General features: G+C 59.2%; 5 protein-coding genes and 2 rRNA genes (1 of these 7 only partly in view). 2 read left to right on the top strand and 5 right to left on the bottom strand.

Going from position 1 to position 7,222, the window contains the following annotated elements:
* Window positions 1-954, top strand: a 23S ribosomal RNA gene (locus B3873_RS13025); it begins 2,237 nt to the left of the window's first position.
* A gap of 140 nt (window positions 955-1,094) precedes the next feature.
* Window positions 1,095-1,207, top strand: a 5S ribosomal RNA gene (gene rrf, locus B3873_RS13030).
* A gap of 570 nt (window positions 1,208-1,777) precedes the next feature.
* Here rrf and B3873_RS13035 read toward each other — a convergent pair.
* The 5 genes from B3873_RS13035 to B3873_RS13055 form a co-directional block, all read right to left on the bottom strand.
* Entirely contained in the window at window positions 1,778-2,332 is a 555-nt protein-coding gene (locus B3873_RS13035) for an acyloxyacyl hydrolase (protein WP_121043921.1), read from the bottom strand.
* A 159-nt stretch (window positions 2,333-2,491) separates the two neighbouring features.
* On the bottom strand, window positions 2,492-3,406 hold the full coding sequence (locus B3873_RS13040) for an SMP-30/gluconolactonase/LRE family protein (protein WP_286866560.1): 915 nt from the start codon (window positions 3,404-3,406) through the stop codon (window positions 2,492-2,494).
* 223 nt (window positions 3,407-3,629) lie between these two features.
* Window positions 3,630-4,394, bottom strand: coding sequence for an SDR family oxidoreductase (locus B3873_RS13045; protein WP_039786858.1), 765 nt, complete (start codon window positions 4,392-4,394; stop codon window positions 3,630-3,632).
* A 16-nt stretch (window positions 4,395-4,410) separates the two neighbouring features.
* A complete protein-coding gene (locus tag B3873_RS13050) occupies window positions 4,411-5,586 on the bottom strand; it encodes a fumarylacetoacetate hydrolase family protein (protein ID WP_286866562.1) in 1,176 nt (391 codons plus the stop codon).
* Window positions 5,587-5,826: 240 nt separating this feature from the next.
* The coding region (locus B3873_RS13055; protein ID WP_286866565.1) for a UxaA family hydrolase at window positions 5,827-7,222 on the bottom strand (1,396 nt) is incomplete at its 5' end.

Genomic DNA, 7,222 nt, shown 5'->3' on the forward strand with positions numbered 1-7,222 from the left:
GTAAGTTCCGACCTGCACGAATGGCGTAACGATGGCCACACTGTCTCCTCCCGAGACTCAGCGAAGTTGAAATGTTTGTGATGATGCAATCTACCCGCGGCTAGACGGAAAGACCCCATGAACCTTTACTGTAGCTTTGCATTGGACTTTGAACCAATCTGTGTAGGATAGGTGGGAGGCTTTGAAGTAGGGACGCTAGTCTCTATGGAGCCAACCTTGAAATACCACCCTGGTTTGTTTGAGGTTCTAACCTTGGTCCGTTATCCGGATCGGGGACAGTGCATGGTAGGCAGTTTGACTGGGGCGGTCTCCTCCCAAAGTGTAACGGAGGAGTTCGAAGGTACGCTAGGTACGGTCGGACATCGTGCTAATAGTGCAATGGCATAAGCGTGCTTAACTGCGAGACTGACAAGTCGAGCAGGTACGAAAGTAGGACATAGTGATCCGGTGGTTCTGTATGGAAGGGCCATCGCTCAACGGATAAAAGGTACTCTGGGGATAACAGGCTGATTCCTCCCAAGAGTTCATATCGACGGGGGAGTTTGGCACCTCGATGTCGGCTCATCACATCCTGGGGCTGTAGCCGGTCCCAAGGGTATGGCTGTTCGCCATTTAAAGTGGTACGTGAGCTGGGTTTAAAACGTCGTGAGACAGTTTGGTCCCTATCTGCCGTGGGCGTTGGAAGTTTGAAGGGGGCTGCTCCTAGTACGAGAGGACCGGAGTGGACGAACCTCTGGTGTATCGGTTGTCACGCCAGTGGCATTGCCGAGTAGCTAAGTTCGGAAGAGATAACCGCTGAAAGCATCTAAGCGGGAAACTCGCCTTGAGATGAGACTTCCCGGGAACTAGATTCCCCTAAAGGGTCGTTCGAGACCAGGACGTTGATAGGTCAGGTGTGGAAGCGCAGTAATGCGTTAAGCTAACTGATACTAATTGCCCGTGCGGCTTGTTCCTATAACATTAGCTCTGTTATAGACAAGTTGAGCATATATTGTGTTTGCCCTAGTGCATCACACCCCAAGAATCTATTAAATACTTCTTCCAGTTTGGGTTAGTTGCTGCTCCATTGAGAGCAACTGGCTTTACAAGTTATGCCTGATGACTATAGCAAGTTGGTACCACCCCTTCCCATCCCGAACAGGACCGTGAAACGACTTCGCGCCGATGATAGTGCTGCAACCAGTGTGAAAGTAGGTCATCGTCAGGCTTGTTATCCCCAAGAACCCTCGTTACGAAAGTAGCGAGGGTTTTTGCTTTGTGCGGTCGATTTATGATTGCAGTGCGGTCGATGCGAAAGACGGCTCGATTGGCGTAAAAAGTTTCGAACGGTCCGAGGATCGATAATCTGCGTTCATCCTCGCCGCTGCGTGGTGCAGGGCGCTTCAAGCTGCGCGAGCGAGACCTTTTTGCCGTCATATCGTCCTGCTGGCATTCAACGTCTATTCTTAGTTTTATTCACAGACGGAAATCTCTGCGCTCGGTCTCTGTGCATTTTCTTATACACAGACATTTAGGATCTGAAAGGTCAATTGACCCCAAACACCCGTAATAAGGCACTCCGGGAAATCCAAATCTTAGATTTATACACAGCCTGCGCCAACAACCCCAGTAGCAGTTAATTTATGCACAGGCAAAAATCTAACATTCAGGAGCAGGTCAGTCCCCCCTGATATGCAACAGCAGTCATTCGCCACTCGCGACCCTCTCTCAAAACAACAGACAATAAAAAAGCCGGCAAAGCCGGCTTCTTCATTTTCAGCAGTGCAAGCTCAGATCATCAGAACTTGTAAGCCACACGTGCCACGGCAAAGTTCACGCCGCCGTTGGGTTGCTTGATGCCACCGTTGGAGAAGTGCTGCAGGCGGATGCCCAGGTCCAGGCCATTGCTGAATACATAGCCGGCACCGATATGGTCACCAAACTGGAAGGCGGTCGACAGCACCTTGTCGTTGTTGCGGTAGAGCTTGGAGAACAGGTGCACGCCGATACCAGCTTCACCGTAGAAACCCTTGCCGTCATCGCGCTGGAAACGCAGCACCGGGGTCAGGCCCAGGTCGATCAGGTTGCCGCTGTCATTGGTGTTGTTGTAGTGGTTCATGCGCCAGTTGGCCAGCGACAGATCCCAGTAACCACCGACGTGGGTGCCGTTGGACTGCCAGAAATTCCAGTTCGGACCCCAGTTGAACTGGGCACCGATACGGGCCAGCTGAGTGTTGTTGCCGGTACCGTACTCCAGCGACATGCCGTCGATGGCGTAGCTGGGCGACTGGATGGCAATGGCGGCAACGCCAGCAAAAGCGATCTTGGCGACCAGGCTCTTCAATTTAGTCATGGATTCTCTTTCAGCGCGTAAATGGTTTTGAAGGATCTTTGCTTGTATTCGGCGCGGCGCAAGGGCAGCCGCGAGGACGCGATATTCTCTCATAATCATCACAAATGCATACTCGCGTGAAATATTGTGCCGCGTCCTTACCACAGACGGCGCGCAGCCTCATGGGCGATAGCTGTACTCAAGTCTTCCCGCCACCTCCACGCGAATGGCCAGCACATGTCCAGACAGCGGATATTGGGCAAGCTCCGCCTCACTGCGGCCATTGCGTCCGGTCGTGATGAAGAGCGTGCGCAGATCCTCGTCCCCAAATGCCACCATCGTCGGACAGCGCGCCGGCACGCGGATCTCCTGCAGGATCTCGCCCTGTGGCGACAGCCGCAACACCCGCCCTCCCTCGAACATCGCACACCAGTACGCTCCTTCGCTATCGACCGCGGCACCATCCGGACGTCCGCCGTAATCGGACGCAGTCTTGTCGCTGTCGAACTGGCGCAGCAGGCGGCAATTGCTGGTCTGGCCGGTAGCCAGATCATAGTCATAGACGTTGATGCGGTGGGCTGGCGTATTGGCGTGATACATCAGGCGCTGGTCCGGGCTGAACGCCACGCCATTGGAAGTGACTACGGCATGATGCGCATCACGCAAGGCATTACGTTCGAAGCAATACAAGGTGCCGCCATCGCGATCACGCGGCTCATAGATGGTGCCGCACCAGAAGCGGCCGGAGGCATCGCAGCGACCATCATTGAAGCGGATGCGTGCCATATCGTAGGGCGCTTCCAGCAGCGCCGTCAGCGCGCCATTGCCAGTATTGAGATGGAACATGCCAGACCGCAACGCCACCACCAGCCCGCCTTGCGCATGCTTGACGATACTGCCGGGTTCTTCCGGCATGTCCCAGCGCTGGTGCTGCTGCGTGGCCAGTACGCGCTTGTGGACGGCCTTGCCGGGAATGTCGATCCAGTAGAGTGCTGCTTCCTCCGCGTGCCACAGGGGCGATTCGCCCAGCAGCATCGGTTCGGGAGAAACGGTGGTGAAGGTGTCAGCAGTCAATGCGGGAGATGCCTGGGACATGGAGCTCGCCTGTAAGCATGAATGAGTAAGCGCTCATTATGCCGCGCGGATCTGGTTTGATAAACCTGATCCACAACATCCCTCACGCCAGCAGGAGGATCAGCGCACAGCGCGCCAAAAGAAAAACGGCATGCGCGCAGCATGCCGTCCTGATCTGGCGGATCGTTCGAATCATCCGCATCGATCTGATGCGTGACCCTCGAACGATCATCCCATCCCCTGTTTAGTTGGACCACCCACCATCAATCATGTGGATCGATCCGGTAGTGAAGTTCGACTCGTCCGATGCCAGGTACAAGGCCAGTGCCGCCACTTCCTCGGCCTTGCCGATGCGGCCCATGGGCTGGCGGGCCACGAAGGCGGCGCGGACTTCGTCTTCGCTCTTGCCGGTCTCCTTGGCTTGCGTGCTGATGCGCTGGTTCAGCGAAGGCGATTCAATGGTGCCCGGGCAGATCGCATTGCAACGGATGCCCTGCGAGACGAAGTCCGCCGCCACCGACTTGGTCAGCCCCACCACGGCCGCCTTGGAGGCACCGTAGGCAAAGCGATTGGCCACGCCCTTCACGCTCGATGCGGCCGAGGCGATGTTGACGATGGACCCGGCCTTCTTGGCCAGCATGCCCGGCAGCACCGCACGGATGGTGTGGAACATGGCCTTGGCATTGAGATTGAAGGAGAAATCCCAAGCCTTGTCATCGCACTCCAGAATGTTGCCGGCCGCCACGTAGCCCGCGCAGTTGAAGAGGACATCGACGGTGCCGACCTTGGCCACCAGCGCCTTGATGGCATCGTCGTCGGTGACGTCCAGCAGATGTGTCTCCACACCAGCGATGGAGGCGAGCTCCTCCAGATGCGTCTTGCTGATATCGGTAGCGATCACGCGCGCGCCTTCACGCGCAAACAGTTCAGTCGAGGCGCGGCCAATACCTTGGGCCGCAGCAGTGATGAGGACGGTCTTGCCGGCGAGGCGGCCAGTGGATGCGGACATGCTTGTTCCTTTGCGATTAAACGAGTTTGCGATTGGCGAGATTCTTGTACAGCGCGGTGAGCCCGAAGGTCCACGGCGCGGTCTGGTCACTGAAATTCACGGTGTTCACCAGCGCGCCCAGCTTGGGGGTGGAGATCGTCACGATGTCGGCGACCTGGTGGGTGAAGCCCTGGCCGGGACCAAAACGGTCCTGGGTCGGTGCGAACATGGTCCCCAGGAACAGTACCAGTCCATCCGGATACTGGTGATTGGGACCGATCGCATGCTCCACCAGCTGCAGCGGATCGCGGCTGATCATGGACATCGAGCTGCTGCCCTTGAGCGTGAAGCCTTCCGTACCATCGACCCGCATTGTAAGTTCGGCGCGACGCACATCGTCAATTGAAAAGTTTGCGTCGAACAGGCGAATGAAAGGCCCGACTGCGCAGGAAGCATTGTTGTCCTTGGCCTTGCCCAGCAGCAGGGCGCTGCGGCCTTCGAAGTCGCGCAGGTTCACATCATTGCCCAGGGTCGCACCGACCACCTTGCCACGGCTGTTGATGGCCAGCACGATTTCCGGCTCGGGATTGTTCCAGGCCGACTTGGGGTGAATACCGACTTCATCGCCCAGGCCCACCGACGACATCGGCTGGGCCTTGGTGAAGATTTCCGCATCCGGGCCGATGCCCACTTCCAGGTACTGCGACCACACGCCTTGCTCCAGCAGCACTTCCTTCAGTCGCGCGGCTTCCGGTGAGCCCGGCACCACGCTGGAGAGGTTGTCGCCGATCACCGCCGTGATCGCCTTGCGTACCGATTCCGCCTTGCCGGCGTCACCGCGCGCCTGTTCCTCGATCACGCGCTCCAGCATGCTGGCCACGAAGGTCACGCCGCTGGCCTTGACGGCCTGCAGGTCGATGGGGGCCAGCAGCCAGGGGCGCGAGGTATCACGATGGGCGGCATCGGCATTGTCCAGCAACTCCTGCAAGGTCGCGATGCGGGTCATGTTGGTGGCGGCGCGCACGGCGGCGGCCGGGTTGTCGAGTTCCAGCAATTCGCTGGAGGTGGCCGCGATGAGCGTGAGGTCATACGCACCGTCGGCGTCGATCCGCACCAGCACCGGGCCCACGCCGGGTTGCCAGAGGCGGCCGATCAGCGTGGCCTGCGCGTGATCTTCAGGCAGGTGTGCCTGGAGCGAAAAAGTGTATGCCATGTTCTTGATTCCTTATGTTGGAGGCGGACCCGGATGACTCGGGAAGCGGGCGTCGCCACGATGTCGTGTTCTGCTAGGGGGAAGACTCACTGCGGGCGAAACATCCTCGTCCCCGTGGATGCCCGAAGGCAAGGATGCTTGGCCGGCAGCCCGTAGTGCGCGCTCTGGACCGGCGCACTACGGACCACTGCGGATAACACTAGCCCAGCCGCAGCCAGGCCTTGATGATCTGCATCAGCATCAGGTGTAGACGCCGATGTGCCAGGGCACGAATTCGTCTTGCCCGTAGCCATGCAGCTCGCTCTTGGTCTTCTTGCCCGATGCCGTATCGAGGATCATCTGGAAGAAGCGTTCGCCGACCTCCTGCGGGGTGACATTGCTGTCGGCAATCTCGCCGCAGTTGATGTCCATGTCTTCTTCCTGACGTTGCCACAGCGCAGTATTGGTGGCCAGCTTGAGCGACGGTGCCGGTGCGCAGCCATAGGCCGAACCCCGGCCCGTGGTGAAGCAGATCATGTTGGCCCCTCCGGCGACCTGGCCGGTGGCCGAGATCGGGTCGTAGCCCGGCGTATCCATGAAGACGAAGCCGCGTGCGGTGACCGTCTCCGCATACTTGTAGACATCCACCAGATTGGTAGTGCCACCCTTGGCAACCGCGCCCAGCGACTTCTCGAGGATGGTGGTCAAGCCACCGGCCTTGTTGCCCGCTGAGGGATTGTTGTTCATCTCGGCATCGTTCTTGGCGCAATACTCCTCCCACCAGGCGATGCGGGCCAGCAGCTTCTCACCGACTTCCGGCGAGACCGCGCGGCGGGTGAGCAGGTGTTCGGCGCCATAGATTTCCGGCGTCTCCGAAAGAATGGCCGTGCCGCCATGCCGTACCAGCAAGTCCACTGCCGCACCCAGCGCCGGATTGGCCGTGATGCCCGAATAGCCATCCGAACCACCGCACTGCAGGCCCAGCGTCAGATGCTTGGCCGACACCGGCTCGCGCTTGATGTCATTGGCCTTGGGCAGCATCTTCTTGATCTTCTCGATCCCCAGCGCCACGGTCTTGGCGGTGCCGCCGGTGCCCTGGATGGTGAAGGTGTGGAAGTATTCGCCTTCCTTCAGGTTGTGGCTTTCCATCAGGCCCGAGATCTGGTTGGTCTCGCAGCCCAGGCCCACCACCAGCACCGCAGCGAAGTTGGGATGGGTGGCGTAACCCGCCAGCGTGCGGCGCAGGATCTGCAGCGGCTCGCCCTGCGAATCCGTGGCGCAACCCTGGCCGTGGGTCAGGGCCACCACGCCATCGATGTTGGGATAGTCGGCCAGCACTTCGGGATGGATGTCGCGGCGGAAGTAATCGGCGATGGCACGTGCCGCGGTGGCCGAGCAGTTCACCGAGGTCAGTACGCCGATGTAGTTACGCGTGGCCACGCGGCCATCGGGGCGCACGATGCCCATGAAGGTTGCGGGCTCGGCGACGAAATCGACCGGCTTCACGTCAGCGCCGAAATGGTGTTCACGCGAGAACTCGGCCATGGCCAGGTTGTGCGTGTGCACGTGCTGGCCGGGCGCGATGTCCTGGCTGGCCGTGCCGATGATCTGGCCGTAGCGCTTGACCGGCTCGCCCGCCGAGATGGCGCGGGGCGCC

Source organism: Herbaspirillum sp. UBA812 (assembly GCF_002296545.1).
In the GTDB taxonomy this organism is placed as follows: domain Bacteria; phylum Pseudomonadota; class Gammaproteobacteria; order Burkholderiales; family Burkholderiaceae_D; genus Herbaspirillum; species Herbaspirillum huttiense.

Excerpts from the sequence above, each read along its gene's own strand:
- B3873_RS13035 (WP_121043921.1), bottom strand. The coding sequence starts at position 2,332 with ATGACTAAATTGAAGAGCCTGGTCGCCAAGATCGCTTTTGCTGGCGTT.
- B3873_RS13040 (WP_286866560.1), bottom strand. The coding sequence starts at position 3,406 with ATGTCCCAGGCATCTCCCGCATTGACTGCTGACACCTTCACCACCGTT.
- B3873_RS13045 (WP_039786858.1), bottom strand. The coding sequence starts at position 4,394 with ATGTCCGCATCCACTGGCCGCCTCGCCGGCAAGACCGTCCTCATCACT.
- B3873_RS13050 (WP_286866562.1), bottom strand. The coding sequence starts at position 5,586 with ATGGCATACACTTTTTCGCTCCAGGCACACCTGCCTGAAGATCACGCG.